The sequence below is a fragment of the Streptomyces phyllanthi genome, assembly GCF_009377205.1.
Taxonomy (GTDB): domain Bacteria; phylum Actinomycetota; class Actinomycetes; order Streptomycetales; family Streptomycetaceae; genus Streptomyces; species Streptomyces phyllanthi.
The window spans coordinates 1-25214 of the sequence record NZ_VJZE01000027.1; the positions used below are offsets into that span (position 1 = coordinate 1).

General features: G+C 71.3%; 26 protein-coding genes and 1 pseudogene. 8 read left to right on the top strand and 19 right to left on the bottom strand.

Annotation, left to right across the window (positions count from 1 at the left end; all coding sequences use genetic code 11):
- Positions 1 to 432: 432 nt before the first annotated feature.
- Complete coding sequence (locus tag FNH04_RS06705; RefSeq protein ID WP_152781313.1) at positions 433 to 687, bottom strand: hypothetical protein; 255 nt, start codon at positions 685 to 687, stop codon at positions 433 to 435.
- A 105-nt stretch (positions 688 to 792) separates the two neighbouring features.
- A complete protein-coding gene (locus tag FNH04_RS06710; protein ID WP_152781315.1) occupies positions 793 to 2430 on the bottom strand; it encodes an FAD-dependent oxidoreductase in 1638 nt (545 codons plus the stop codon).
- 199 nt (positions 2431 to 2629) lie between these two features.
- Between FNH04_RS06710 and FNH04_RS06715 the strand changes: the two genes are divergently transcribed.
- The 7 genes from FNH04_RS06715 to FNH04_RS06745 all read left to right on the top strand — a co-directional run bounded on the left by FNH04_RS06715 (position 2630) and on the right by FNH04_RS06745 (position 7979).
- On the top strand, positions 2630 to 3787 hold the full coding sequence (locus tag FNH04_RS06715; protein ID WP_152781317.1) for a SchA/CurD-like domain-containing protein: 1158 nt from the start codon (positions 2630 to 2632) through the stop codon (positions 3785 to 3787).
- 20 nt (positions 3788 to 3807) lie between these two features.
- Positions 3808 to 4284 carry a cupin domain-containing protein gene (locus tag FNH04_RS06720; protein WP_152781319.1) on the top strand — a complete coding sequence of 159 codons (477 nt, stop codon included), beginning with the start codon at positions 3808 to 3810 and terminating at the stop codon, positions 4282 to 4284.
- Positions 4281 to 5549 (top strand): beta-ketoacyl-[acyl-carrier-protein] synthase family protein, encoded by a 1269-nt coding sequence (locus tag FNH04_RS06725; RefSeq protein WP_152781321.1) that lies wholly within the window; start codon positions 4281 to 4283, stop codon positions 5547 to 5549. The genes FNH04_RS06720 and FNH04_RS06725 overlap by 4 nt, the downstream gene beginning before the upstream one ends.
- Entirely contained in the window at positions 5546 to 6796 is a 1251-nt protein-coding gene (locus FNH04_RS06730; protein ID WP_152781323.1) for a ketosynthase chain-length factor, read from the top strand. The genes FNH04_RS06725 and FNH04_RS06730 overlap by 4 nt, the downstream gene beginning before the upstream one ends.
- A 28-nt stretch (positions 6797 to 6824) precedes the next feature.
- Positions 6825 to 7082 carry an acyl carrier protein gene (locus FNH04_RS06735; protein WP_152781325.1) on the top strand — a complete coding sequence of 86 codons (258 nt, stop codon included), beginning with the start codon at positions 6825 to 6827 and terminating at the stop codon, positions 7080 to 7082.
- Position 7083: 1 nt separating this feature from the next.
- Complete coding sequence (locus tag FNH04_RS06740; RefSeq protein ID WP_152781327.1) at positions 7084 to 7569, top strand: SRPBCC family protein; 486 nt, start codon at positions 7084 to 7086, stop codon at positions 7567 to 7569.
- A 77-nt stretch (positions 7570 to 7646) separates the two neighbouring features.
- Positions 7647 to 7979 carry a TcmI family type II polyketide cyclase gene (locus FNH04_RS06745; RefSeq protein WP_152781329.1) on the top strand — a complete coding sequence of 111 codons (333 nt, stop codon included), beginning with the start codon at positions 7647 to 7649 and terminating at the stop codon, positions 7977 to 7979.
- Between the two features lie 83 nt (positions 7980 to 8062).
- Here FNH04_RS06745 and FNH04_RS06750 read toward each other — a convergent pair whose 3' ends face one another.
- The 16 genes and pseudogenes from FNH04_RS06750 to FNH04_RS06820 all read right to left on the bottom strand — a co-directional run bounded on the left by FNH04_RS06750 (position 8063) and on the right by FNH04_RS06820 (position 23398).
- Positions 8063 to 9091: a methyltransferase gene (locus FNH04_RS06750; RefSeq protein WP_152781331.1), complete on the bottom strand. Its 1029-nt coding sequence runs from the start codon at positions 9089 to 9091 to the stop codon at positions 8063 to 8065.
- Between the two features lie 64 nt (positions 9092 to 9155).
- Positions 9156 to 10214 carry a right-handed parallel beta-helix repeat-containing protein gene (locus FNH04_RS06755; protein ID WP_152781333.1) on the bottom strand — a complete coding sequence of 353 codons (1059 nt, stop codon included), beginning with the start codon at positions 10212 to 10214 and terminating at the stop codon, positions 9156 to 9158.
- Between the two features lie 138 nt (positions 10215 to 10352).
- Positions 10353 to 11063: a class F sortase gene (locus FNH04_RS06760; protein ID WP_152781335.1), complete on the bottom strand. Its 711-nt coding sequence runs from the start codon at positions 11061 to 11063 to the stop codon at positions 10353 to 10355.
- Between the two features lie 130 nt (positions 11064 to 11193).
- On the bottom strand, positions 11194 to 11769 hold the full coding sequence (locus FNH04_RS06765; protein ID WP_152781337.1) for a hypothetical protein: 576 nt from the start codon (positions 11767 to 11769) through the stop codon (positions 11194 to 11196).
- Positions 11770 to 12106: 337 nt separating this feature from the next.
- Positions 12107 to 12196: pseudogene (locus tag FNH04_RS49330) on the bottom strand (2-hydroxy-3-oxopropionate reductase); the annotation flags it as partial.
- Between the two features lie 32 nt (positions 12197 to 12228).
- Complete coding sequence (locus FNH04_RS06770; protein ID WP_322722678.1) at positions 12229 to 13074, bottom strand: hypothetical protein; 846 nt, start codon at positions 13072 to 13074, stop codon at positions 12229 to 12231.
- A 39-nt stretch (positions 13075 to 13113) separates the two neighbouring features.
- Complete coding sequence (locus FNH04_RS06775; protein WP_322722685.1) at positions 13114 to 13596, bottom strand: hypothetical protein; 483 nt, start codon at positions 13594 to 13596, stop codon at positions 13114 to 13116.
- 77 nt (positions 13597 to 13673) lie between these two features.
- Entirely contained in the window at positions 13674 to 14963 is a 1290-nt protein-coding gene (locus tag FNH04_RS06780; protein ID WP_322722679.1) for an MlaD family protein, read from the bottom strand.
- Positions 14960 to 16270, bottom strand: coding sequence for an MCE family protein (locus FNH04_RS06785; RefSeq protein WP_152781343.1), 1311 nt, complete (start codon positions 16268 to 16270; stop codon positions 14960 to 14962). The genes FNH04_RS06780 and FNH04_RS06785 overlap by 4 nt, the downstream gene beginning before the upstream one ends.
- Complete coding sequence (locus FNH04_RS06790; RefSeq protein WP_152781345.1) at positions 16267 to 17400, bottom strand: MCE family protein; 1134 nt, start codon at positions 17398 to 17400, stop codon at positions 16267 to 16269. Before FNH04_RS06790 ends, FNH04_RS06785 begins: the two co-directional genes overlap by 4 nt.
- On the bottom strand, positions 17397 to 18575 hold the full coding sequence (locus tag FNH04_RS06795; RefSeq protein ID WP_228031195.1) for an MCE family protein: 1179 nt from the start codon (positions 18573 to 18575) through the stop codon (positions 17397 to 17399). Before FNH04_RS06795 ends, FNH04_RS06790 begins: the two co-directional genes overlap by 4 nt.
- A complete protein-coding gene (locus FNH04_RS06800; protein WP_152781347.1) occupies positions 18572 to 19609 on the bottom strand; it encodes an MCE family protein in 1038 nt (345 codons plus the stop codon). Before FNH04_RS06800 ends, FNH04_RS06795 begins: the two co-directional genes overlap by 4 nt.
- Positions 19606 to 20856, bottom strand: a complete 1251-nt coding sequence (locus FNH04_RS06805; protein WP_152781349.1) for an MCE family protein — start codon at positions 20854 to 20856, stop codon at positions 19606 to 19608. The genes FNH04_RS06800 and FNH04_RS06805 overlap by 4 nt, the downstream gene beginning before the upstream one ends.
- 11 nt (positions 20857 to 20867) lie before the next feature.
- Positions 20868 to 21671: an MlaE family ABC transporter permease gene (locus tag FNH04_RS06810; protein ID WP_152781351.1), complete on the bottom strand. Its 804-nt coding sequence runs from the start codon at positions 21669 to 21671 to the stop codon at positions 20868 to 20870.
- A 3-nt stretch (positions 21672 to 21674) separates the two neighbouring features.
- Complete coding sequence (locus FNH04_RS06815) at positions 21675 to 22445, bottom strand: MlaE family ABC transporter permease (RefSeq protein WP_152781353.1); 771 nt, start codon at positions 22443 to 22445, stop codon at positions 21675 to 21677.
- Positions 22442 to 23398: an ABC transporter ATP-binding protein gene (locus FNH04_RS06820; RefSeq protein ID WP_152781355.1), complete on the bottom strand. Its 957-nt coding sequence runs from the start codon at positions 23396 to 23398 to the stop codon at positions 22442 to 22444. Before FNH04_RS06820 ends, FNH04_RS06815 begins: the two co-directional genes overlap by 4 nt.
- A 319-nt stretch (positions 23399 to 23717) precedes the next feature.
- On the opposite strand from FNH04_RS06820, the gene FNH04_RS06825 reads away from it, so the two are divergent.
- Positions 23718 to 23978, top strand: a complete 261-nt coding sequence (locus FNH04_RS06825) for a YciI family protein (protein WP_152781357.1) — start codon at positions 23718 to 23720, stop codon at positions 23976 to 23978.
- Positions 23979 to 24030: 52 nt separating this feature from the next.
- Here FNH04_RS06825 and FNH04_RS06830 read toward each other — a convergent pair whose 3' ends face one another.
- Positions 24031 to 25080 carry a sigma-70 family RNA polymerase sigma factor gene (locus FNH04_RS06830; RefSeq protein WP_152781359.1) on the bottom strand — a complete coding sequence of 350 codons (1050 nt, stop codon included), beginning with the start codon at positions 25078 to 25080 and terminating at the stop codon, positions 24031 to 24033.
- Positions 25081 to 25214: the final 134 nt, after the last annotated feature.

The window sequence follows — 25214 nt, forward strand, 5'->3', positions numbered from 1 at the left end:
GTCCTCCACGGAGGCCCGCACCGACACCGGAACGCCCGGAGAACCGCCACCGCTTCGCCGGAACCGCGCCCCTTGCCGCCGAGCACCGGGTGCCGGTGGTCGTCGAGGTGATCCTGGAGCGCGTCACCAACATCTCGACCGGGGTCCCGGGGGCATGACGGGCCCCGGGCCTTGGAAGGCTCCCAGAGCGGTGCGGCCTCGCACGAGGCGAGCCGCTTTGCCGCACCGCCGCCCAGGAGATCCCCCGTACCGTTCCCCCGTTTCCCTCGTTCCCCCGTACCGAGGCCCGCCGCCCCCGTGCCGGCGGGGCCCCTGTGCCGAGAATGTGCCCGCGCCCGGGGGCGGGTGAAGCCTCCGGGCACGTCTTCAGAGCTTCATTTGAGGGTGTCGTAGACGGGCTACGCACACGTGTGTACGCCTCACCTGTACGCCTCACCGCGCCGGGTGCTCCGACAGCCCCGGCCAGTCCTCGGGGCCGCCGCCCTGCCACTCCACGAGACCGCCGTCCTCGACGTCGAGCGTCTCCGGGTCGAGCGCGTCCAGGTCGATCCCCTCCAGATCGGACCGCCGCAGGATCTCGACGACGTCCTCCAGATGACCGGCGGTGCCCAGGGTCTCGTCCCCGGCCGTCACCCGCCGCGAACCGTCCAGGGCCGGAGGATGTACGACGATGTGCGGAGCGTCCATATCCCCAGGCTGCTGCCGGAGCCGCGTTTCCGCACCCCGGCCGGCAGCCCGCACTCCGCACTCCGGGCACCCACACCGCCCCGCACCGAACAGCCCCGCACCGGCTCAGGGCAGCCGGAGCACCTCCTCCATGGCCTCCCGCAGCGTCGCCTCCGGGTCCCGCACCGGTCCCCGCGACCGCCAGGCCACGAACCCGTCCGGCCGCACCAGCACCGCACCGTCCGCCGTCACGTCGTGGACCTGTGCCCAGTCGGCCCCGTCCTCCGGCGCCAGTTCGGCCTCGGAGCCCGTGCCGATCCGGTACGCGTCCAGCCGTACGGACCTCTCACCGGCGACCCGCCGGGCGGCCGCGTGCCAGTCCGTCGTCCCCCGCTCGTCGCTGAGCAGCACCATGGACCGCTCGTACAGGTCGAGCGTGGACAGCCGCTGGGCGGACCGCCGCAGCCACATGTGGGGCGCCCGGCTTCCCGGCCCGCCCGTCAGCCGCATCTCCTCCGGCACCACCGGCGTCGCGGAGTCGGCGCCCACGACGGCGCCCTGGGGGTAGCGGTAGCCCAGGGCGACATTGAGGATCCCGCCCTTCCTGCCGCCACCGCCGATGCCGGGCTCCGGCGTGAAGCCGGGGTGGCTGTGCTCCACGGAGCGGCCCGACGCGCGGGCGCTGGTCGCCTGCGCCACCGGGCGCCGCTCCGCGTCGTACGTCTCCAGCAGGCCCGGGCCCGCCCAGCCGTCCAGTACGGCGGACAGCTTCCACGCCAGGTTGTGCGCGTCCTGGATGCCGGTGTTGGAGCCGAACGCCCCCGTCGGGGACATCTCGTGCGCGGAGTCACCGGCGAGGAACACCCGCCCGGCCGAGTACCGGTCGGCGACCCGCTCGGCCGCGTGCCACGAGGCCTTGCCGGTGATCTCCACATCGAGGTCCGGGACACCGACGGCGTGGCGGATGTGCCGCGCGCACCGCTCGTCCGTGAAGTCCTCCAGCGTCTCGCCGCGCTCCGGGTGCCAGGGCGCGTGGAACACCCAGTTCTCCTTGTTGTCGACCGGCAGCAGGGCACCGTCGCCCTCGGGGTCGGTCAGGTAGCACACGATGAAGCGCCGGTCGCCCACCACATCGGCGAGCAGCTTGGACCGGAAGGTGAGGCTCACGTTGCTGAAGAGCTCGCCCGGGCCGGTCTGCCCGATGCCGAGCCGTTCCCGGACGGGGCTGCGCGGGCCGTCCGCCGCGACCAGGTAGTCCGCGCGAATGGTCTGCTCCTGCCCGGTGTCCCGGTGCCGCACCAGCGCCGTCACCCCTTCGGCGTCCTGCTCGAAGGACACCAGCTCCGTGGAGTAGCGCAGATCACCGCCGAGTTCCCGGGCACTCTCGAGGAGCACGGGCTCGAGGTCGTTCTGGCTGCACAGGCACCAGCCGCTGGGGCTGAACCGCGCGAGTCCGCCACCCGGGTCGATCTCCTTGAGCAGCCACTCTCCCGCGTCACCGACGAGTGACGACGTCTGCAGGATGCCGTGGTTGTCCGCCAGGAGCGACGCGGCCTCCTTGATCCGCGGCTCGATGCCGGCCACCCGGAACAGCTCCATCGTGCGGACGTTGTTGCCGCGTCCGCGCGGGTGGATCGAAGTGGCCGCGTGCCGCTCGACGAGCGTGTGCGGTACGCCGTGCCGGCCCAGGAACAGGGAGAGGGACAGCCCCACCAGGGAGCCGCCGACGATGAGGACCGGAACACGGTGCTCGGCTTGGTTCATGAGTGCCTCCAGGCAGAGGGGGAGTGAGGGGGCGATGTGATTTCCATGCCCCTTCGGGAGCGGATCTGCCTGCTGATCACCCAGGTGGTTCATGCGACTCGCGCGACTGCTCACCAGCGGCACACGATCGAGATCCACTGATGTCGCCCCACACACGTGCGGCCGTCACCTCTGCCCCCACGAAGGAGATGTGCGCGGGATGACCATGTCCGAACAGCTTTCGCAGCCGCTGACGCAACGGGTGTCGAAGCGGGTCTCGCAGTCCGTGTTCGACGGCTCCAGGCTCCGTGTCGTTCTGCTCCTGGACCTGTACGACGGGGCCCAGGAGCAGTTCATGGAGGCGTACGAACACCTGCGCAACGGCGTCGCGTCCGTCCCGGGCCACATCAGCGACCAGCTGTGCCAGTCGATCGAGAACCCCTCCCAGTGGCTCATCAGCAGCGAGTGGGAGAGCGCTCCGCCCTTCCTCGCCTGGGTGAACAGCGAAGAGCACGTCCAGATGGTCAGGCCGCTGCACAGCTGTGTGAAGGACACCAGGTCGATGCGTTTCCACGTACTGCGCGAGACCACCGGAGTGTCCGCGTCCGAGTCCGCGACGCGCAGACTCCAGGCGTCTCCGCGGATCGGCGACGGCGTGACCCGCCACGCGCTGACCTTCACCGTCAAGCCGGGCAGCGAGCAGGCCGTCGCCAGGCTCCTGGCCGACTACTCCTCGCCCCAGCCGCAGGTCGACGAGACCACACGGCTGTGCCGCACCTCGCTGTTCATGAGCGGCAACCGGGTCGTACGGGCCATCGAGGTACGCGGCGACCTGCTCGCGGCGCTGCGCCATGTCGCCCGGCAGCCCGAGGCGCGGGCCGTGGAGGAGGCCATCAACCCCTATCTGGAGCAGGCTCGCGACCTCAACGACCCCGAGTCCGCCCGGCTCTTCTTCACCCGCGCCGCGCTGCCCGCGGTCCACGCCGTGACCATCGGCGGATCCCTGCCGGAGAACGCACGGCGCCAGGCGCTGTACTACCCGGCCCGCCCGGGCTGCGGACTGCGGCTGGCCGAGTTGCTCGCCCGGCAGGCCGAGGAGGCCGCGGACGACGAGCGGAGCCCGGTCTACAGCAGCACGATCTTCCTGCGCGACGACATCGTGGTGCGGCTCATCGATGTACGGGGCGACCTCGACGAGGACGACCCGGTTCTGTCCCCCGTCCTGAAGGACCCCCGGGAGACGGCCGAGCTGATGTCCCTCCTCGACAGCGACGCCATCGCTGCGGGCGGGCGTCCGCCCCGGGGCGGGGACAGCGCGCAGGGCCTCACGTCCACCCGTATGGAACTCATCACCGACCGCCGATCACCTTGTGCCTGACCGGTTTTGGAGGAACAGACATGACCAACCAGCGCCCCCGAATCGTGGAGCTCAGCGACATCGAGCCCAACCGCAGGCGCGGCGGCGATCTGCGCGCCATGCTCAGCCCCGCCACGGTGGGCTCCACCAGCGGTTTCATGGGCGTGGCCCTGGTGCAGCCCGGCGATCGCATCGGCGAGCACTACCACCCGTATTCCGAGGAGTTCGTCTACGTCATCTGCGGTGAGCTGGAAGTGGACCTGGACGGCGAGCCCTGCCCGCTCAGACCCGAGCAGGGGCTGATGATCCCCGCCCACATGCGCCATCGGTTCCGCAACGTCGGCAAGGTGGAGGCCCGGCTCGTCTTCCACCTGGGGCCCCTCGCCCCGACGCCGCAGCTCGGCCATGTCGACACGGAGGAGACCCCCGCGGAGCCCGTCGCGGAGCCCGTGGGAGCCGTGGGCGGGGCCGCGTCCGGCGACGCCGGGTCGGCGCACCGCCGCCAGGGGCGGTCATGACCCGGCGCGTGGCGGTCACCGGGATAGGGGTGGTGGCACCGGGAGGCATCGGCATACCCGCCTTCTGGGACCTTCTCTCTCAGGGACGTACCGCGACACGGGGCATCACCTTCTTCGACCCGGCGGGCCTCCGTTCGCGTATCGCCGCCGAGTGCGACTTCGACCCGGCGGCCCACGGCCTCACCCCGGAGCAGTCCGAACGCTCCGACCGTTATATCCAGTTCGCGCTGGCCGCCGCCCAGGAGGCCGTACGGGACTCCGGCCTCGACACCTCCCGGGAGGACCCCTGGCGGACAGGGGTGTCCCTCGGGACGGCGGTCGGCGGCACCACGCGTCTGGAGCACGACTACGTACTGGTCAGCAGGCGCGGCTCCCGCTGGGACGTGGACCACCGCGAGGCGGAGCCGCATCTGCACCGCGCGTTCATGCCCAGCACGCTGGCCTCGGCGGTCGCCGAGCACTTCGGGGCCTGCGGACCGGTGCAGACGGTCTCCACCGGCTGCACCTCCGGGCTCGACGCCGTCGGATACGCCTTCCACACCATCGAGGAGGGCCGGGCCGACGTGTGCATAGCCGGGGCGTCCGACTCCCCGATCTCGCCGATCACGATGGCCTGCTTCGACGCGATCAAGGCGACGTCCTGCAACAACGACGATCCGGCGCACGCGTCCCGGCCCTTCGACGCCGACCGTGACGGGTTCGTCATGGGGGAGGGCGGAGCCGTCCTGGTCCTGGAGGAACTGGAGCACGCCCGGGCCCGGGGCGCGCGCGTGTACTGCGAGCTCAGCGGCTACGCCACCTTCGGCAACGCCTACCACATGACCGGTCTCACGAGTGAGGGTCTGGAGATGGCGCAGGCGATCCGCACCGCGCTCGACCACTCCCGCCTCGACGCGTCGAGGATCGACTACGTCAACGCCCATGGCTCGGGCACCCGGCAGAACGACCGGCACGAGACGGCCGCCGTGAAACGGGTCCTGGGCGCCCACGCCTACGACACGCCCATGAGCTCGATCAAGTCCATGGTGGGCCACTCCCTCGGCGCGATCGGCGCGATCGAGGTCGTGGCCTGTGTGCTGGCCCTGGCCCACCAGGTCGTCCCGCCCACCGCCAACTACGAGACCCCCGACCCCGAGTGCGATCTGGACTACGTGCCCCGTGTCGCCCGCGAGCGGACGCTGAACAACGTGCTCTCGGTGGGCAGCGGGTTCGGGGGCTTCCAGTCCGCGGTGATCCTGACCCGAACGAGGGAGAGGACGCGATGAGTTCACCGCCCACACGGCGCGCCGCCGTCACCGGCATCGGCGTCGTCGCCCCCAACGGAACCACCACCGAGACCTTCTGGAAGTCCTGCCAGGACGGCATCGGCGTCCTGGACCGGGTCACCCGCGAGGGGTGCGAGCACCTGCCGCTGCGTGTCGCCGGAGAGGTCCGCTCGTTCGACCCGTCGTCCCTGGTCGAGGAGCGCTATCTCGTCCAGACCGACCGGTTCACCCACTTCGCGATGGCCGCGGCCGACATCGCGCTGGACGACGCCCGGCTCGGCGCGGCCGACATCGGCGACGCGCCGTTCTCGGCGGGTGTGGTCACCGCCGCGGGATCCGGCGGCGGCGAGTTCGGCCAGCGGGAACTCCAACGGCTGTGGAGCCAGGGCAGCCGCTTCGTCGGGCCGTACCAGTCCATCGCCTGGTTCTACGCCGCCAGCACCGGCCAGATCTCCATCCGCAGGGGCCTCAAGGGCCCCTGCGGGGTCGTCGCCGCCGACGAGGCCGGAGGCCTGGACGCCCTCGCGCACGCTGCCCGCGCCGTACGACGCGGTACCGACGTGATCGTGGCGGGTGCGACCGAGGCCCCCCTGGCCCCGTACTCGGTGGTCTGTCAGCTCGGGTACGACGAACTCAGCACCCACGACGACCCGGCCCGCGCCTACCGCCCGTTCACCTCCGGCGCCTGCGGATTCGTACCCGCGGAAGGCGGTGCCGTGCTCGTGGTGGAGGAGGAGTCCACGGCGCGCGTCCGGGGCGCGTCCGTGCGGGCGTATCTCGCGGGGCACGCCTCGACCTTCACCGGTGCGTCGTGCTGGGAACGGACCCGGGAGGGACTGGCCCAGGCGATCCGCGGCGCCCTGGAGGAGTCCGACTGCGCCCCCGAGGAGATCGACGTGGTGTTCGCCGACGCCCTCGGCGTACCGGAGGCGGACCGCGCCGAAGCGCTCGCGATCGCCGACGCCCTCGGGGCGCACGGCGGGAGGGTGCCCGTCACGGCCCCGAAGACGGGCTTCGGACGGGCCTACTGCGCGGCACCCGTACTCGACGTCGCGGCGGCGGTGCTCGCGATGGAGCGGGGCATGGTGCCGCCCACCCCCAACGTCTTCGACATCTGCCATGACCTCGACCTGGTGACCGCCCGCGCACGCCCCGCCGAGCTGCGCACGGCACTGGTCCTCAGCCGAGGACTCATGGGTTCGAACTCGGCGCTCGTGCTGCGGCGCGGCGTCGCTGACGCCTCCTAGCGGGGCCTTTGGTGAAGGAGAGGAACATATGAGTACTCAAGTGACCGTGGAAGATCTGGCCGACCTCATGAAGAAGGCCGCGGGTGTCACCGTGGCGCCCCAGGAGCTGGAGCAGCGGTCCGCCTCCGGGTTCGACGCCTTCGGTATCGACTCGCTCGGTCTGCTCGGCATCGTGGGTGAGCTGGAGAACGTGCACGGTGTGCCGATGCCTCCCGACGCGGAGCGCTGCAAGACACCCCGGCAGTTCCTGGACCTCGTCAACAGCACGCTGATGGCTGGAGCCTGACATGGTCGGACACACGGAGAACGCCATCACCATCGCCGCGCCGGTCGACCTCGTCTGGGACATGACCAACGACCTGGAGAACTGGCCGCGGCTGTTCAGCGAGTACGCGTCCGTCGAGGTGCTGTCCCGTGACGGGAACAGCACGACGTTCCGTCTGACCATGCACCCCGACGACAACGGCAAGGTGTGGAGCTGGGTGTCGGAGCGGGTGACGGACCGTGAGGCGCTCAGCGTCAGGGCCCGCCGGGTCGAGACGGGCCCCTTCGAGTTCATGGACATCCGGTGGCGGTACGCGCCGACGGCGGACGGCGGCACCCGGATGGAGTGGACGCAGGACTTCGCGATGAAGCCCGACGCGCCCGTCGACGACGCCGGGATGACGGACATGATCAACCGCAACTCCCGCGTCCAGATGGCCCTCATCCGGGACCGGGTCGAGAAGGCCGCCGCGTCCAAGCGCCGGGCCGCGCCGGCCATGACCGACTGAACCCGCTGAACCCGCCGAACCCGCTGAATCGACCGAATCGACCGACCGAACCGCCTGAGACGGACGAAGGGCATCCGATGCACCAAGCTTTGATCGTCGCCCGTATGGCCCCGGGCGCGGCCCAGGACATCGCCAAGGTGTTCGAGGCTTCCGACCGGGGGGAACTGCCGCATCTCGTCGGGGTCACCCGGCGCAGCCTCTTCCAGTTCGGTGATGTGTACCTGCACCTCATCGAGTCCGAGCAGGACCCCGGGCCCGCCATCGCCAAGGTGGCCGGGCACCCCGAGTTCCAGGACATCAGCGAGCGGTTGTCCGCGTACGTCAGTGCCTACGACCCCGACACCTGGCGTGGTCCGAAGGACGCGATGGCGCACTGCTTCTACCGCTGGGAGCGGGACTCCGCCGGCTGACCTTCCGCCCGGCACACAGTGATCGCCGGCCCCGCGAGGTACGCGGGGCCGGCGATCACTCGTTCGTCCGGTGGAGCGGAGGCTCAGCCGGGGACGGTGCATTCGAACGCGTGGAGGTACGCGTTCACGGGACGGATCGAGTCGATGACCAGACCCGCCTCCATCAGCCGGCCGGCCATGCTCTGCGTGGTGTGCTTCGCGCCGCCGACGTTGAGCAGGAGCAGCAGGTCCATGGCGGTCGTGAACCTCATCGAGGGGGTGTCGTCGACGAGGTTCTCGATGACCACGACCCGGGTTCCCGGTCCGCCCGCCTCGATGACGTTGCGGAGCGTTCTGCTCGTGCTGTCGTCGTCCCACTCCAGGATGTTCTTGATGATGTACACGTCCGCCCGGACCGGGATGGCGGCACGGCAGTCGCCGGGCACGACCCGCACCCGGTCGGCGAGCGAACCGCCCTGGCGCAGCCGTGGATCGGCGTTCTCCACCACACGCGGCAGATCGAGCAGGGTGCCCCGCATCGACGGGTACTTCTCCAGCAGACTCGCCACCACGTGCCCCTGGCCGCCCCCGATGTCCGCGACCGACGAACTCCCCGACAGGTCGAGGAACTCCGCGACATCCCGCGCCGACTGCTCGCTGGAGGTCGTCATGGCGCGGTTGAAGACGTCGGCCGACTCCGGGGCGTCCTCGTGCAGGTAGGTGAAGAACTCCTTGCCGTACAGGTCCCGGACGATGCCGCCACCGGAGCGCACCGCATCGTCGAGCCGGGGCCACGCGTCCCAGGTCCAGGGTTCGGTGCACCACAGGGAGATGTAGCGCAGGCTGTCCGGGTCGTCCTCGCGCAGCAGCCGGGACATGTCGGTGTGGGCGAACGTCCCGTCCTCGTTCTCGGCGAACACCCCGTAGCAGGACAGGGCGCGCAGCAGCCGTCGCAGCGGCCGGGGCTCGGCCTTCACCGCGGCCGCGAGGTCCTCCGCGCTCATGGGCGTTTCCCCCAGCGCGTCGGCGACGCCCAGCCGGGCCGCCGCGCGGACGGCGGCGGCGCACGCCGCCCCGAACGCGAGCTCCCTCAGCCGCATCGACGGCGGGCAGGCAGTGCTTACGGTCGTCATGTGCCGCCTTCGTTCTGTTGGTTCTCGTGGTTCTCGTGGTCCGTGAGGTATGGGGCCGGCATGGTCAGCACAGTCCCTTGGGCTTGGAGGTGTCGCAGGTGTTGGTGCGGAACGTGTTGCCCTGAGCGGCCTCCTCGTTGACGATGTCCGCCGGAGAGTTGCGCAGCACCAGGTTGTCGCTGATCCGGTTCCGCTCGCTCTTGACGCCCACGAAGCTCTTGAAGAGCACGATGCCGCCCGACAGCGGTGAGGTGCCCACGTGGTCCATGACCCGGTTCCCCGACACCAGGGTGTCCTCGGCGCCGGTCAGGATGATCCCGGCGCCCTGCAGGAAGGGCAGCCGGGCGGTCTTGGCGCAGTACTTGTTGTTCTCGAACACGTTGTTGCCGCGCACGGTCAGGGCCCCGGCCCGCGGTGGGGTCTCGTCACCGACGATGAACACCGCGGCGCAGTTCGTGGTGAGGGTGTTGTCCTCGACGGTGAGGTTCCTGAGGCGTCTGACGGTGACGCCGATGCGGTTGCCGGTGAGGCGGTTCCCGTCGATCACCGTCCCCCTGGTGTCCGTGGCGCCCTGCTCGGTGTCGGTCGTGTTGGCGAGGAACAGGCCGGCGTCGCCGTTGTCCCGGGCCGTGTTGTTCCGGAACACACCGCGGGTGGACCGCTCCTGGGCGATGCCCCACACACCGTTCTTCCTGGCCGTCACCCGCCGGACGGTCAGCCGGTCGGTCCGGGTCGCCCAGAGACCGTTCTTGGTGAAGCCGGACAGCGTGAGGGAGGCGACGGTGGTGCCCTTCACGGCACGGTCCTTCGTCCCCTCCACACAGATCCCGTTGCCCGCCTGGGCGCAGCTGTTGCCGGCGGTGGCGATGCCCGGCTTGAGCACGGTGCGCCGTCCCGCTCCGCGGAGCGTCAGTTGGGAGGTCGTCACCCGGACGCTCTCGCGGTAGGTACCGGCGGAGAGGAGCACGGTGTCGCCCGGCTTCGCCGCGTCCACGGCCTGCTGGATCGATTCTCCCGGACGCACCAGGTGAGTTGTCGGGGCGGAGCCGGGCGAGGCGGCGCCGAGACCCGACGTGACGACGACCATCGTGCATGCGAGATAGGTGATGTGGCGTTTTGTCATGTTTTGACGCTAAGGGTGCTTGATCTCTTTCGCCACGTACGCTCCTCCGCTGGACGGCCCTCCATGGGCCATCCGGAGGTGCGGCGGGTGCGCCGGGCGCGGTGGTACGGCGGTACGGCGGTGAGGCGTGCCCGCGTCTCAGACGCGCTTGGCCGAGTCGAGGTGGGCGAACACCACGACGTTGGACTCGTAGTCGCGCGTGGTGCGGTTGTAGACGCCGCCGCAGGTGATCAGGCGCAGCTGGGGAGTGCGGGTGTCGCCGTAGACCCGCTCGTTCGGGAAGTGCTCCTTGCTGAAGGTGGCGACGGAGTCGACCTTGAAGCGGGCGACGATGCCGTCGGCGCGGGTGATGTCCACCGTGCTTCCGCGCCTGAGCGTCAGCAGGTCCGCGAACACGGCCGGGCCGGTCGTGGTGTCCACATGGCCCACGACGATCGACGATCCGGCCTCACCGGGCGAGGCGCCGTCCTCGAACCAGCCGGCGAGATTGGGGTCGTCGGGCGGCGGTGCGTCCAACTGCCCGGACTCGCCGATGGACAGTCCGGTGAACGGCGCGTCCACGGTGATCTCCGGAATGGAGATCCGCTTCGGCACGGAACGGGGCAGGGGCTTGCGTGTGGCGGTGCCACCGGGCTGCGCGCCGGTGGTGCTCGGCCTGGGCGCCGCGGGGGCGACCGCGACGGACCGGGCCCGGGGGGTGGGCGAGTCGTTCGTGCCGTTGTGGATGACCAGAGCCCCAACCGCCATCGCCGCAGCGGGCCACAGCAGCGCGTGCCGGGAGGTACGGGACGCGGGCTGGGTCTGGGACTGGTCCGGCTCGGGTGGCTGGGGCGGCTGGGGGGCGGCCATGCGCGACGGTGCCTTTCGTGACTGGGTGAGGAGGGAAAGCGGTGGGTGGAAACACCGCTGTCGCGGCCGCCCTCGCCCTCCGAGGGCGTAGGCAGTCGCGACAGCGCAGAACCTGGCGGAAGAACGCCGATCAGGCCACGGAAGCGCCCGACGCGTTGCGGCGCCGCAGCTTGTAGGCACCGGCCCCGAGACCACCGAGCAGCAGCAGCGCGCCCGCGGTGAGGCTGCCTCCCGCCTGCCCCAGGCCGCCACCACCGGCGTGGACGCCGCCGTGCGGCTTCTCCTTGCCGTAGTGGTCCTTCTCCTCGGCCCAGCCGTGCTCCTTCTCCTCGGCCCAGCCGTAGTCCTTCTTCTCCTCCGAGTAGCCCTCCTTGCCACCGTGGCCGCCGTCGTGACCGGCGTCCTGGGGCGCGGACATGGCGGCGGCGCCGCCACCGGCGTGGACGCCGCCGTGCGGCTTGTCCTTGCCGTACTCGTGCTCCTTGCCGTGCTCCTTGCCGTGCTCGTACGACTCCTTGCCGTGCTCCTTGCCGTGCTCCTCGTGCTTCTTCTCCTTGCCGTGCTCGTCGCCCTTCTTCTCCTCCGACCAGCTGTCGCCGACCGAGGTCCGGAGCTCGGACACCGTCATGGCGTTCGCTGCGGGAGCGGAGATCGCGACGGCCGCGGCGATCGCGGCCGAGGCGAACAGGGTCCGGGTCATGCGCATGGGGATAGTTCCTTTCGCCACGCCTGCGATGGCCGGCACGTCGCCGACTCACGGGGATCGCAGGTGCGACGTGATCACTTTTTGCGCGAACGCGGCTCCTCACCACCGGAGAGCCGCATTCGAGGTATTCCCTGGGCTCTTTGAGTGGCTACCCGCCGGTTGACGCCCCGGTCGGCAGTGGGCCGTTCAGCGGCTCCGCCGTCGCTCCGACGGGGTGGGGCCGCGCGAGCCTGCCGTTCGACGCCGACGGCCCTCGCTAAAGGGATCACAGGCGCCCTCGCCGAAGGGCCCGCCGCCGATCAGTCAGAGAACCGGCCCGGAGAGGCGCTCCACGGCCCGCGACCAGCTGGGCGACCACGGCGCCGACGGGGAGCGCGGCGCCCACGGAGCGGGCCGCGTCCGTCACGATGCCCCCGCGCGAGCCGTGCGGGGGCGCCGCCAAGGATGCCCGGTGGCCGCTCAGAGCGCGTCCACGGCGCTCACCTTCCAGCCCCCGGAGGTACGGCTCAGCGTCATCCGCACCCGGTTCAGGTCCAGGCGGGACCCCGACACCTGGGTGGAGCGAGTGACCTGGTTGACGAACAGCAGGACCACGACCCGGTCCGGTGCGGCCGACACGACGGAGACCGCCGGAGTGCCGCCGTCCCCGCTGCCGGAGGGGGCGGCCACCGTCGCCTTCACCACACCGCGGTACTTCCTGGCGGTCGGCCCGACCACGGTCTTCGTGGTCCTCCGGTACTCGTCGCGGAACGCCCCGGTCAGACGGGTGCGGGCCCGGGCGAAGTCCCGGTCCAGGTGCCGGTAGTCGTACGACAGCACGAGCGGCGCCGCCTCACGCGCGGCCACGAGCGCCTGTTCCCGCGCCTGCTCCACGCGCCTGCCCTCCCGGTACTGCCACCCGAGCACGGCGACGGCGGCCAGGCCCACCGCCGGCAGCACGCAGAGCGCCAGGACGAGCAGCCGCCGCCAGGACGCCCCCGCCCGCGACGCTGTCCCGGTTTCCTGTTCCTTCCCGGTTTCCTGTTCCTTCCCGGCCTCCGGTTCCTTCCCGGCCTCCGGTTCCGGCTCGGCCTCTGGTTCCGGCTCGGGTGCCGGCTCCGGCTCCGGCGGGTCGTCCCAGCCGCCCGGGGCCTCGATGAGCACGGTGCGCCCGGATCGCCCGGCGAGCCGCTCCTCGGCCCGTGGCGGTGCCTCGTCCGCGGGCTCGACGCGCCGGGCGCGCTTGGCCGCCGCGCGGGCGGCCGCGGTGAGGGTGCGGCGGGCGGGGGAGCCGGTGCCGCGACCCCGCGAGGTCGTGTTCACCACGGTCTGTCTCCTCAACTCTGGTACGGGGAGGGGGTGCGGTCAGCCGACGAACTCGACGTCGGACGTCAGCCAGCGGCCGTCCTTGAGCACGAGGTCGAGCTGGAGCCGGTACGTGCGCGCCTCGCCCTCGGGCACGGCGGTGTTGGTCACCTTGCTGTCGGCGACGACCAGGACCCGTGCCGAGCGCTCGTCGGACCGTACGACGCCCGCTTCGAGGACCTGGCCCTCGGAGACCGACCTGTTCTCCGCGACCAGCGCCGTCAACTCCTCGGTCTGCGCGGCGAACTGCTTCTTGAAGTCGCCGGTGGCGCCCTTCAGCACGTTGCCGCTGTCCCGGTCGTAGTGCCGGTAGTCGAGCGAGGTGAAGTTCAGCGCCGACTGGCGGGCCGCCGCCAGGATGTCCTGCCGCCGCTGGTCCGCCGCGTGCTGCTCGGACAGCCCCAGGGCCAGCCAGACCGACAGCACGGTCGTCAGGACGGTCGCGGCGGCGAGTCCGGCGGACAGCACCCTGCCGCGCCTCACGCTCAAGCCATCGCCGTTCGCACCATCGCCGTTCGCACCAGCGCCGTTCACGCCAGCGCCGTTCACGCCATCGCCGTTCACGCCATCGGTCCCACGAGCAGCCATTGCCACGACTCCTTTCCGAACACGGTCTGTTCGCCGCCCGTCGAGCCGATCTCGACGGTCGTTCCGTCCGGACCGGTGGCGGTGCCGGTCTCCGGGTCGTAGGGGGTGACGTACGGCGCGACGTGCGCGGCCCGGTCGGCACCGCCCGAACCCGCCGACGCGCCGGGCGCGTTCTGCGCGCCGCGCACCGACGTGCCGCTGCCGCGCGGTGCCGTGCAGCGGGCGTCGGTGTTCGCCTCACGCGTGCTGGTGTCCGCGGGGTCGCGCCGTCCCGTCCCGCCGTAGCCCTGGGTGCACGCCGGCGGGTCGTCGGCGCCCAGGACGAGGCCGAAGTGCGTGGTGCCGTCGCCGGGAAGGACGGTGTGGCTGCCCGCGACGACCACCGGGAAGGTGACCAGGGCCTGTTCGACGCCGGGCAGCCGGGCCACGGTGACCTGGCCGCCGCTGATGAGGTTGGCGAGCAGGACCGGCAGGTCCGGCCGGGTGGACCTCAGCAGGGAGTCGATCTCCTGCGCGGCGGGCGCGGAGTTGCCGATCAGCTCGCGCAGGTCGCCGTCGCTCGCCTTCAGCTGGGCCGTGAGGGCCGCGAGATCGCGTGAGAACGACTTGATGGCCGAGCCCTGGTCGGCCTGCGTCCTGAGGACCTTCCGTGAGTCCTCGATCAGCGACACCGTCTCGGGGAGCGCGTCGGACGCCGACTCGACGAGCTCGTTCCCCGAGTCCACCAGCCGGCTCAGGCGTGGGCCGGTGCCGGAGAAGGCCTTGCCCAACTCGTCGACGGTGGTGCGCAGATCGTCCTTGCCGACGGAGTTCACCAGCCGGTCGAGGCTGAGCACGAGGTCGGTCGTGGGGAGCGGCACCCGGGTGTGCTCGCGCGGGACCGGGCTGCCGTCGAGGAGGTACGGGCCACCGGACCGCCGTGGTTGCAGGTCGACGTACTGCTCGCCCACCGCCGAGCGGTTGGCGACCACCGCCAGCGTGTCGGCCGGGATGCGCGGAGCGTCGTCCTCGATCTCCAGCGCCACCGACACCCCGCCGCGGGTCAGCCGCAGCTCGCCCACCCGGCCCACCGGCACCCCGCGGTAGGTGACCTCGGCGCCCGGGAAGACGCCCCCGGACTCGGCGAAGTCGGCCCGCACGGTGTAGCCGCGGTCGAGGACCTCGTCCACCAGACCGGTGTACTCGGCGCCGACATACGACACCCCGACGGCGGTCAGAGTGGCGAACGCGAGCAACTGGGCCTTGACCGTACGTGTGATCACGGCTGTATCCCCTTCAGCATCAGCTCGGCCAGGGCGAGGTCGATCCCGGGTGGGAGGCGTCCGGAGCCGTCTTCGGTGCCGTAGCCCGCTGTGCACACGGGCGGGCACAGCAGGTCGCCGCCGTCCCCGTCCCCGTCGGTGGGCGCCGAGGGATCGACGGGCACGTCCGGCGTGTCGGGCAGCCCGGTCGGTGCGGGGAGGCCGGGCACGTCCGGCAGGTCGGGCAGGTCCGGGAGCTCCGGGGTGCCGGAGTCGCCGTCCCTCTCATCGGTCTCGCCGGACTTGCCGGAACCATCGGTGAGATTGCCGTAGATGTTCGCCAGGTCGAGGTCGGCGGTGACACGGAGGTTCACGTAGTCGCCCTTGACGGCGTCCACCGCGTTGCGCGGGAACGGGTACGTCGTCAGCAACTCAAGGGAGTTGGGCAGATCGCTGCCCGCCTTGTCGAGCTGTCGCAGGATCGGCCGCAGCTGTTCGAGGTTGGCGACGGTGTCGTTCCGTGAGGCCTTGACGACCCGGGTGCCGGCCCTGCCGAGCTTCGACAGGGCGGTGAGCATCCGGGTCAGATCGCGGCGCTGGTCGGCGAGGACCTTCAGCGCGGGCGGCAGGGTGTCGACGGCCCGGGCGATCGTCTTCCTCTCCTTCCGGAGCCGCTTGGCCAGCCGGTCCACTCCCTTGAGCGCGCGGACTATCTCCGCGCGCTGCTCGTCGAGCCCGCCGAGGAACGTGTCGAGCTCCTTCAGCAGCGACCCGACCCGGTTCTCGCGGCCCTCCAAGGCCTTGTTCAGCTCCACGGTGATCGTCTTGAGCTGGGCCACGCCACCCCCGTTGAGCAGTGCGGACAGGGCGGACAGCACCTCCTCGACCTCCGCGCCCCGGCCGCTGCGGGACAGCGGGATGCGGTCGCCGTCCCGGAGCCGGCCCACGGGTTCGGCGTCGGCCGGTGCGGACAGCGCCACGTACTTCTCGCCGAGCATGCTCGTCTGCCCCAGCTCGGCGACCGCGTTGCCGGGCAGCTTCACCGAGTCGGCGACACGGAGCCGCACCCGGGCGTGCCAGCCGTGCAGCTCCACCTTCTCGACTGCGCCCACGGTGACGTCGCCGACCTTGACCGAGGACTGCGGCACCAGGTCCATCACGTCCCGGAACTCGACCGTGACGTGGTAGGCACCGCCGTCCGCCGCGGCCCCTCCGGGCAGCGGGACGTCGTACCAGCCGTTGAACTCGCAGCCCGACAGCAGCAGCGAGCCGGCGGCCGTCCACACCGCCACCCGCCCCCTGCGCGGTCCGTTCACACCCCGACTCATGCGCGGCCCTCCAGGATTCCGCCGAGCGTCCGGTCGACCGTGCCCGTCGAGGGCGGGGCCGTCGGCAGCTCGGGCAGGGAGTCGAAGAGCTTCTCCAGCTCCTCGCAGTCGGGGTTCTCGCCGCCCTCGTCCCCGGTGGTCCTCAGCAGGGAGCACAGCAGGGCGGCCGGGTCCTGTGCCTGCTGCGGGTTGTCGCGGGTGTCGAGGGTGCCGGAGGACGCGTTGTAGGCGTTCTGCAGGTTCGACAGGCCCGTGGGGGCGACCTCCAGCAGCTCCTCCAGCGCCGCCCGCTGGGTGACGAGGACCCTGGTGACCTTGCTGAGGCCCCGTATGTCGGAGGTCAGCGCCTTCTTGTTCTCCTTCACGAACTCGGACACGTCACCGAGGGCGGCGCCCAGGTGCTTCAGCGCCGCCGCGAGGTCCTCGCGCTCCCCGGCGAGCTGCTCCGCCACCTTGGCGAGGCTGCTGTTGAACGAGCGCACGCTCTTGTCGTCGGCCGCCAGCGCCGCCGTGAACACCTGCAGGTTCCGCACGGTGCCGAAGAGGTCGCCCCGCCCGTCGGACAGCGTGGTCACCGCCTGCGACAGGTCCTCGACCGTCCGGTTGAGGTTCTCGCCCTGCCCTTCGAGGTTGTCCGCGCTCACACCGAGCAGCCGCGACAGGGAGCCGTCCTTGTTGGCGCCCTTGGGGCCGAGCGCCTCGGACGTGGTGTGCAGGCTGTCGAAGATCCGGTCGAGCTCGACGGGTACGGCCGTACGCGACTCGGGGATGACGTCGCCGTCCCGCAGCACGGGGCCCTTCCGGTACACCGGCAGCAGCTGGACGTAACGGTCGCTGACCACCGAGGAGTTGATGATGGCGGCCTGCGCGTCGGCGGGTACCTTGCGGCCCTCCTCGTACTCCAGCTCCACCCGCACCCGGTCGCCCTGCGGTGTGATCGCCGCGACCTCGCCGATCCGGACACCGAGGACACGGACGTCCGAGCCGGGGTAGATGCCGACGGTGCGCGGGAAGTACGCCGTGACCCGGACCGGCTCGGAGCGCGGCCACAGGACGACGGCGAGCGCGGCGACGACCGCGAGCCCGGTGAGCAGGGCGAGAGGCCTCTTCAGCGGGATTCGTCCGGTCATCGCGAGCCACCCGTCCGCGGGACCACAGGAGCGGCGACCAGGTTCTGGACGTAGGAGTCGAACCAGCGGCCGTTGCCGAGGGTGTTGGTGAAGACCCGGACGTACGGCGCGAGCAGCCTGACGCTCCGGTCGAGGCTCGCCTGGTTGCGTTCGAGCATCCTGACGAACGTGTTGAGGTTCTTCAGCGCGGGCCCGATCTCCTCGCGGTTGTCCTCGACCAGCCCCGACAGCTCGACGCCCAGCAGCGCGGAGCTCCTGAGGAGCTTGTGGATCGCCTCGCGCCGCCTGCTGATCTCCCGGAACAGCTTGTCGCCGTCCTTCACCAGCGCGGAGAAGTCCTCCGAGCGCTCGGCCAGCACCTCGGTGACCCCGTTCGCGTGGTCGAGGAGCCCGCGCAGCGCCTTGTCGCGTGTGGCGACGGTCCGGGAGATCCTGGACAGCCCCTTGATGGACGCCCGCACCTCGGCGGGCGAGTCCTGGAAGGTGGTGGAGATCGTGTCCAGGGCCTTCGCCAGCCGGTCGGTGTCGACCTCCTCCGTCGTGGTCGTCAGATCGCTGAACGCCTGCACGACGTCGTACGCCGACACGGTCCGCCGGAGCGGGATCTCGCTGCCCGGCTCCAACTGGCCCGGCCCCTCGGGGTGCAGCGCGAGGTATTTGGCGCCGAGGATCGTCCTGACCCGGATCGAGGCGCCGGTGCCGGTGCCGAACCCCGGGTCTCCCTTCACCTTGAAGGTCACCTTGACGTGGTCGCCGTCCAGGTCGACGTCCTCCACCTTGCCGACCTTGACCCCGGCGATCCGCACCTCGTCGCCCGGTTTGAGGCCGCCGGCCTCCGAGAAGGCGGCGCTGTACGTCTCGCCGCCGCCGATCAGCGGCAGGCTGTCGGCGTTGAACGCGGCGACGGTCAGCAGCGTGAGGGTGGTGAGCCCGACGGCACCCACCACGACGGGGTTGCGCTCGCGGAAGGGCTTCGGGCGGTGTCCCCTGCGGGGAAGCAGCCGGGGCGGCTTCGGCGGCAGGACGCGGACCTTCACCAGCGGTTCGGGGCGTCGCTTCCTGCGCGGGAGCAGCCGCGGTCTCGGCAGCCCGGGCAGCCGTGGCGGCAGCACCCGCACCTTCACCAACGGCTCCGGTCGCCGCCTTCGGCGCGGCACGACGCGTCGTATGCTCATCCGCCGCACCTCGCCCGCGCCACGTGCAGCTCGGGGGTGAGCACCTGCTTCGTCTTCGGCAGCACGATCCGGCCGTCGAAGTCACACAGGTAGAAGTTGAACCACGAGCCGTAGGACGCCGTCCCCGTCAGCTCGTTGAGCTTGTTCGGCAGCCGTTTCAGCACGCCCTCCACGGTCTTCTCGTTCTCGTTCAGCGTTCCGGTGAGCCGGGTAAGCCCGGCGATGTCGTCCTTCAGCGGTGGCCGCGCGTCCTTCAGCAGCCCCGAGGTCGCCTCCGTGAGGTCGCCGATGCCCACCAGCGACTGCCCGATCGGCTTGCGGTCGGCGGACAGCCCGGAGACCACCCGCCGCAGCTCCTTCAGCAGCCCGGAGAAACGGGCGCCCCGCTCGTCGAGCGTCTCCAGCACGGTGTTGAGGTTGTCGATCACCGAACCGATCAGCTCGTCACGGTCGGCGAGCGTCGTCGTGAGCGACGCCGTGTGCGCGAGCAGGCTGTTCACCGTGCCGCCCTCGCCCTGGAGGGTCCGGATGATCTCGGTGGCCAGCTGGTTGACGTCGTTCGGGCTGAGCGCGGCGAACAGCGGCTTGAAGCCGTTCAGCAGCGCGTTGAGGTCCAGCGCGGGCTGGGTCCTGGACAGCGGGATGGTGCCGCCCGGCCGCAGCCGGGTGCCGTCGCCCGCGCCCTCGGTCAGCGCGATGTACCGCTGCCCGACCAGGTTCCGGTAGCGCACGACCGCGCCGGTCCCGGCGAGCAGCGGGCGTTCCTCGGTGACCGTGAAGGTGACCTCGGCCAGGGTCCGGTCCTTGATCCGGATGCCCTCGACCTCGCCGACCCGCACCCCGGCCACACGGATGTCGTCGCCCTCCTCCAGCCCCGTCACATCGCTGAACACCGCGTGGTACGTGTGCTTCGGCGTGAAGGAGACATTGACGATGGTGGCGGCGAGCAGGGTCGTCGCCGCGATCGTGACCAGCGCGAAGAGGCTGAACTTGACCAGCGGCGCCATGGTGTGGCGCGCTCCTTGCGTGCTCATGCGACGCTCACCGCCGTTCCCCGGGCCAGCGGTCCGAACAGCAGGGTCGCGACGGGCGGCACCTCGTCCGCGGGCACACCCATGGCGGGCGCCACGAGCGACCCCACGGCCCGCTGCTCGGCCTCGGTGGCGGACACCCCGATCCCTCCGGACAGGCCGTCACGACCCGGACTCCCCGACTCCGTACCGTCGTCGAGCTGTGTGTCCGGTGCGGGAACGCGCGGATGGGGCAGCCCCCGGCAGTTCGGCCCCGACCGCTCGCCGTAGCGCGGCTCCTCACCGGGCTCGTACGCGGCCTGCGGGCGCACGGCCTCGAGGGTGATCCGCATCGCGCCGCCCCGGAACGCCTCCTCCGACACCTTCTCCTGCCGGACCAGGCCTTCGAGGAGACACGGGTACTCGGGGGAGTAGCGGGCGAAGAGCTCCAGCGTGGGGCGGGAGACCCGGCCCAGGGTGATCAGCCGGTCGCCGTTCTCGTCGAAGAAGTCCTCCGCGGTGCCCGCGACGGTCGCGGTGGAGCGGAGGGCGGCGGCCAGCCGGTCCTTCTTCTCGACGAGGGTGCGGCTGGTGGTGACGGTGTTCCGCAGGATGTCCATGAGGTCGGGCGCGGCCTCGCCGTACACCTCCGCGACGTCGGCGAAGCGCGCGATGTCCTCCTTCAGGGACGGCAGATGCGGGTTGAGGCGGCGCAGATAGCCCTCGACACGGGTGAGGTTGTCGCCGATCCGGTCGCCGCGCCCCTCCAGCGCGGTGGCGAACGCCGACAGCGTGGCGTTGAGTTCGCCGGGCCGGACCGTGCGCAGCAGCGGCAGCAGGTCGTTCATCAGCCGCTGGAGCTCGATGCCGACCTCCGTACGGTCCTGGGTGATGACATCTCCGGCGCGGAGGGGCCGTGCCGAGGAGGCGCGGGGCGCGACCAGGTCGACGTACTTCTCGCCGAACAGCGTCTTGGGCAGCAGCCGCGCGTGCACGTCCGACGGGATGGACGTGACGTACTCCGGCTTGAGCGCGAGGTCGAGCGTCGCCTTCTCCCCGTCGGCGCGGACCCCGCGCACCTCGCCCACCAGCAACCCGCGCAGTTTGACGTCGGCGCGCGGATCGAGCTGGTTGCCGAGGCGGTCGGCCTCCAGGGTGACGCGCACGACCGGGGTGAACGCCTGCTGGTACGCGGCCACGGCGAGCGACAGCAGCAGGGCGAGTACGGCGAGGAAGACGACGCCGTACAACCGCAGTCTCCAAAGGCGCAAGCGCACTGTTCTCACCCCGCGATCCGTACGGTCGTGTTGGCGCCCCAGATGGCGAGGCTCAGAAAGAAGTCCAGGATGTTGATCGCCACGATCGAGGTCCGTACGGCACGGCCCACCGCGACGCCGACACCGGCCGGGCCGCCGCTCGCGTAGTAGCCGTAGTAGCAGTGCACCAGGATGATCAGCACGGCGAAGACGATCACCTTGCCGAAGGACCACAGCACGTCGACGGGCGGCAGGTACTGCTGGAAGTAGTGGTCGTACGTGCCGGTCGACTGCCCGTAGTAGCCGGTGGTGATCGTGCGGGCGGCGAGGTACGAGGACAGCAGCCCGACCACGTACAGGGGGATCACGGCGACGAAACCGGCGATCATCCGCGTCGTCACCAGGAACGGCAGCGAGGGCACGCCCATCACCTCGAGCGCGTCGGTCTCCTCGCTGATCCGCATCGCGCCGAGCTGCGCGGTGAAGCCGGCGCCGACCGTCGCGGACAGGGCGAGCCCGGCCACCAGCGGCGCGATCTCCCGGGTGTTGAAGTACGCCGACAGGAACGCCACGAAGTTGGAGGTGCCGAGCTGGTTGAGGGCCGCGTAGCCCTGGAGACCCACCTCCGTGCCGGTGAAGAACGTCAGGAAGGCGATCACGCCGACCGTGCCGCCGACCACGGCGAGCGCGCCGCGCCCGAAGCTCACCTCGGCCAGCAGCCGCAGGATCTCCTTCTTGTAGCGGCGCAGGGTACGGCCGGTCCACGCCAGCGACCGCCCGTAGAAGGACAGCTGGGCACCCAGCTCCTCCAGACGTTGCGACAGCGCCATGCCTCAGCCCCTCTGCGGAACGACTTGGAAGTACACGGCGGTCATCACGAAGTTCGTCACGAACAGCAACATGAAGGTGATCACCACCGACTGGTTCACCGCGTCGCCGACGCCCTTCGGGCCGCCCTTCGCCGTGAGCCCCTTGTACGACGCGACGATCGCCGAGATCGCCCCGAACACCAGCGCCTTCAGCTCGGCCGCCCACAGGTCGGAGAGCTGGGCGAGGGTGGTGAAGGAGGCCAGGTACGCGCCGGGTGTGCCGTTCTGGAGGATCACGTTGAAGAAGTAGCCGCCCGCGACCCCGACGACCGAGACCAGACCGTTGAGGAGGACGGCCACCACCATCGAGGCCAGCACACGGGGCACGACGAGGCGGTGGATCGGATCGATGCCGAGCACCTGCATCGCGTCGATCTCGTCCCGGATCCTGCGCGCCCCGAGGTCCGCGCAGATCGCGGTGCCGCCCGCGCCCGCGATCAGCAGCGCGGTGACGATCGGCGAGGCCTCCCGCAGCACGGCGAGAACCGAGGCTGCACCCGCGAAGGACTGGGCGCCGAGCTGCCGGGTCAGACTGCCGATCTGGAGGGCGATGACCGCGCCGAAGGGGATCGACACGAGAGCCGTGGGCAGGATCGTGACGCTCGCGACGAACCAGGCCTGCTGGATGAACTCCCGTGCCTGGAAGGGGCGTCGGGGCAGGGCCCGTACGACGTCCAGCGCCATCGCGAAGAGGCTGCCGGAGTGCCGTAGCGCGCCGGTGGGCGAGAGGCTCATGCGCCCGTCACCTCCCTCCGGCGCGGCTCGGCTTCGCGTCTCGCGATCGCCTGCCAGCGGGGTGGACGGGTGATGCCCGGTCCGGGCAGCAGGCGGGGAGGAAGGTCCTGACTGCCCGGAGTCCCGGTGTGTTCGCCGCTGCCGTGGTGTTCGCCGAGCTGGGCCAGCTCCTGCTCCACCTGGGCGGCGTCCTTCTCCTCCGCCATGCCGATCGGCCCCTGCATCCGGCCGTTCAGGAACTGCCGTACGACGGGCTCCTCACTGGTCAGCAGCTGCTCGCGGGGCCCGAACATCACCAGCTCGCGCCGGAACAGCAGCCCGATGTTGTCGGGCACCTGGCGGGCCGAGGCGATGTCGTGCGTGACGATCAGGAAGGTGGCGTCGATCTGCGCGTTGAGGTCGACGATCAGTTGGTTGAGGTAGGCGACGCGTACGGGGTCGAGGCCCGAGTCGGGCTCGTCGAAGAGGATGATCTCGGGGTCGAGGACCAGGGCGCGCGCCAGCCCGGCCCGCTTGCGCATACCGCCGGAGATCTCGCCGGGCAGCTTCCCCTCGGCGCCGATCAGCCCGACCATGTCCATCTTCTCCAGCACGATGCGCCGGATCTCGCCCTCCGGCTTGCGGGTGTGCTCGCGCAGCGGGAAGGCGATGTTGTCGTACAGGTTCATCGAGCCGAACAGGGCGCCGTCCTGGAACAGCACGCCGAACAGCTTCCGCACCTCGTACAGCTCGTGCTCGCGGAGCCGGGTGATGTCCCGGCCCGCGACCGTGACGGAACCGCGATCCGGCCTGAGCAGCCCGACGAGCGTCTTGAGGAACACCGACTTGCCCGTCCCCGAGGGGCCGAGCATGACGGAGACCTCCCCGGCGGGCAGCGTCAGCGAGACGTCCTGCCAGATGACCTGGTGACCGAAGGACTTGGTCAGCCCTTCCACACAGATCTCGACACCCATCCGGTCCACCCTTCAGCCCGTGTACAGCCCGCGGCGCAGCTCCTGACATCTGCTCTACGGGGAGGGGCGGGGTGTCCGTCGCGGCGAGTGCGGATTTTTTTCGGCGGGGGTTTCCGGCGGTCTGTCGAAGGGTCTCCGGCGGACCGGTTCGCCGTCGCCGGGGCGGTCCTGCCGCTGTCGTGGCGCCGCCTTGAGGGCGGCCCAGGGCGGCTGGAAGCAGAGTGACGGCTGCCATCCAGGTGTCGATCAGCGCAGAATGGGCGCGGCTACCGTCCCCGGACCAGTTGGTCACTCCGCCCTACGAAGGGAACATCCACCCATGTGGCTCGTTGAACTCTCCTTCACCGACGCCCCCGAGAGGCTCGCAGCGCGCCCCGCGCACCGGGAGAAGCTGGCGGCCCTGCACGAAAAGGGACGCGTCCGGATGGCCGGGCCGCTCGCCGACGACTCGGGTGCGGTGCTCGTCTTCGACGTCCCGGACCGGGCCGCCCTCGACCAACTGCTGGGCGAGGACCCGTACTACAGCACCGAGGGCGTCCGCGTCGAGCAACTGCGCGAGTGGCGGCCGATCCTCGGCTGACGACCAGGCCGACGACGCACCCGCCGGCGGGGAGGTCATCCGGTCGGGAGTGTCAAGGGAGCCTGGGCGGGGCGGTTCCCTCGGCCTCGGCCGACGGGATCCCCGGCAGCGCCGGGACGGCGGAACCGGCCGGTGCGTCCGGCAGGTCCACATCCTGTACGTCCCGTGCGTCGGGCACGTCCGGCAGCTCCGGGAGGCCCGACACGCCCGGTACCTCGGGCACCGCCGGTACCTCCGGGGCCGACAGCGCGGGCAGCGGCGACACCGGGACACCGGGCAGGGTCGGCACGGACAGCGGTAGGAGTGTCCCGTCCCCGGGCGAGGCCGGCGCACCGGGCTCCGCGGCCTTCGGCGTCGTGGCGCCGGACGCGTCCGGAGTCCCGGCCCGGCCCGTGCCGTCGGGGCGCAGGGCCTCCGGGGTGCCCGACACGGACGGTCGCGGAGCCGGGTCGTCCCCGCTTCCGTCGAGCACGTACGGCAGCGCGAAACCCACCACCGCCAGGGTCGCCGCCGTCGAGGCGACCGCTATGGCCTGGGCATTCCCGCCGCCGCGCGGCCGCCCCCGCCCGAGCAGGAACAGCACGGCCCCGAGCGTCCCGGCCAGCGAGGCGCGCAGTGTCCGCCGGGCCCGTGCGAGCAGCGACTCGACGGTCCGGTAGCTCAGACCCATCCGTACGGCGACCTGGCCGACATCGAGGTCCTCGGACTTGAGCCGCAGCGCCTCCGCCTGCCGGGCGGGCAGCTCACCGCTGCGCACGGCCAGCCACCTGGCCTCGGCCCGGTCGCACACCGCCTCCTCGACGGGCACGGGGCCCGGCGCGACGAGCGTGGGGCTGCTGCGCACCTCGGCCTCGCGGTTGACCTGCCGGTACCGGTCGACGCACAGCCGCATGGTCACGGTCGTCAGCCACGCGCCGAGGCGCTCGTCGTCGAGGTCCGGCCGTTCGGCGGCCCGCAGCATCGCCTCGTGCACGGCGTCCTCGGCGTCCTCCTGACTCATCGACCGGCGCCGGGCCACCTTGAGCAGCTGCTCGCGGTGGCTCCACATGCGCTCCCAGCGGTCCTGTGCCGCCGGCGTCTCCGCGTGCGTGTCCGTCGCCATGAGGACCCCTTCGTGCTCACCCGCCGGCCCTGTGCATCCGGCGGGTGGCGAGATTACCGCCCGGTAGTCGCGGTTGTGGAGGGGGTGGACCCCATCAACCGGGATGCCGGAGCCGACCGAGCCGGCCGAACGGT